A 1267-nucleotide genomic window follows, 5' to 3' on the forward strand; every position below is an offset into this window, starting at 1 on the left:
CAGCGCCATGCAACGCTGTGACCAAGGACGCCTGAAACTCAGTTGCGAGCAGCAGGTAACCCGCAGCGGTGACCTGCTGAGCGTGAAAGTGCTGGTGCATGAACGCGAACATGACGGTCCGCCGCTGGCGCGCCTGGAAACGTTGTTCAGCCGCCCTGTTCCCCCGCCATGAATCAGCGCAACGACGGGAGCGCCACCGGCGCCGGCAGACGGGCCATCGACAGGCGCGATTCAACGCCGGCCCGCTCGATGACCACGGCATCGGCCTCGATTCCTCGCAGGCGCACGCCTTCGCCCAAGGGCTCTCCCGCACGAAAAGCCCGCGGCGGCGAATCCTCGATGCTGAGAATCGCCACCGCGCCATGGGGTCCGGCCAGCAGGCCGCTGAGCTTGATCTCCAGGTTCTGCGCAGAACCGGCGAACCATTGCGCCGCCGCTTGGCCAGTGGCTGCCAAGGGCGGCAGGGGTTCGCTATTGGCCTGGGCTTGCACGGGCGCCGAATCGTTGAGCAAGAAGCCCCAGGTGACAAGCCCCGCCACGCTGGCCAACACGGCGACAGCCTGTACCAGCGTGGCCGGATCGAGGCGATGGAAATGGCGCATGAGCGGATCCTCCGTGACGTCCAGTGCTTCAGGCTACCAGCGCTTTCTCACGGTTTTATTGCAAATTCACCCCAGCCACAGGCGTAGCGACCATGAATGAATGGCGACACCGGCAACGAGGCTTCACGCTGATCGAATTGATGGTCGTGCTGGTGATCATCGGCATCGCCAGCGCCGCCATCAGCTTGAATATCCACACCGACGCGGCAAGTGGCTTGCGCGAGGATGCCAAGCGCCTGGCCCTGCTGCTGGAAACCGCCCAGGCCGAAGCGCGCAGCGATGGGCGGCGCATCGCCTGGGTCGCCGACAGCCAGGGCTACCGTTTCGTGCGGCTGGACGCTGTCGGCGCGCAGGACCGGGAGTTCATCAACGACCCGCAACTGCGCCCCAGGCACTGGAGCGCGGGACCGGTGCAGGTGCGCATCCACCCAGGCAAAACACTGGTGCTCGATGCCGAATGGATTGCCGCGCCCCTGCACGTCATTCTGTCCAGCAACCAGGCCAGCGTATCGGTGACGCGCACCGCGGCTGGCCGCATCGAGGTGCATTGATGGTCCGGCAGAACGGCTTCACGCTGATTGAAGTGATGGTCGCCATCCTGCTGATGACCATCGTCAGCCTGATCGCCTGGCGCGGGCTCGACGGCGTGACCCGCGCCGACGCCC

General features: G+C 65.7%; 3 protein-coding genes. 2 read left to right on the forward strand and 1 reads right to left on the reverse strand.

Annotation, left to right across the window (positions count from 1 at the left end; genetic code table 11):
• Positions 1 to 173: 173 nt before the first annotated feature.
• Entirely contained in the window at positions 174 to 602 is a 429-nt protein-coding gene (locus OC610_RS27660; protein ID WP_264432700.1) for a type II secretion system protein N, read from the reverse strand.
• A gap of 92 nt (positions 603 to 694) precedes the next feature.
• Here OC610_RS27660 and gspH point away from each other — a divergent pair, with 92 nt between their 5' ends.
• Both gspH and OC610_RS27670 read left to right on the forward strand, forming a co-directional pair.
• Complete coding sequence (gspH, locus tag OC610_RS27665; RefSeq protein WP_264432702.1) at positions 695 to 1153, forward strand: type II secretion system minor pseudopilin GspH; 459 nt, start codon at positions 695 to 697, stop codon at positions 1151 to 1153.
• Positions 1153 to 1267: PulJ/GspJ family protein (locus tag OC610_RS27670; protein WP_264432705.1), on the forward strand; the 115-nt coding region annotated here is incomplete at its 3' end. The genes gspH and OC610_RS27670, both read left to right, overlap by 1 nt.

The sequence above is a fragment of the Pseudomonas agronomica genome, assembly GCF_025917275.1.
Taxonomy (GTDB): Bacteria; Pseudomonadota; Gammaproteobacteria; order Pseudomonadales; family Pseudomonadaceae; genus Aquipseudomonas; species Aquipseudomonas agronomica.

Bases quoted from the DNA above. Each gene is read 5' to 3' on its own strand.
- OC610_RS27660 (WP_264432700.1), bottom strand. From the start codon at position 602: ATGCGCCATTTCCATCGCCTCGATCCGGCCACGCTGGTACAGGCTGTC.
- gspH (WP_264432702.1), top strand. From the start codon at position 695: ATGAATGAATGGCGACACCGGCAACGAGGCTTCACGCTGATCGAATTG.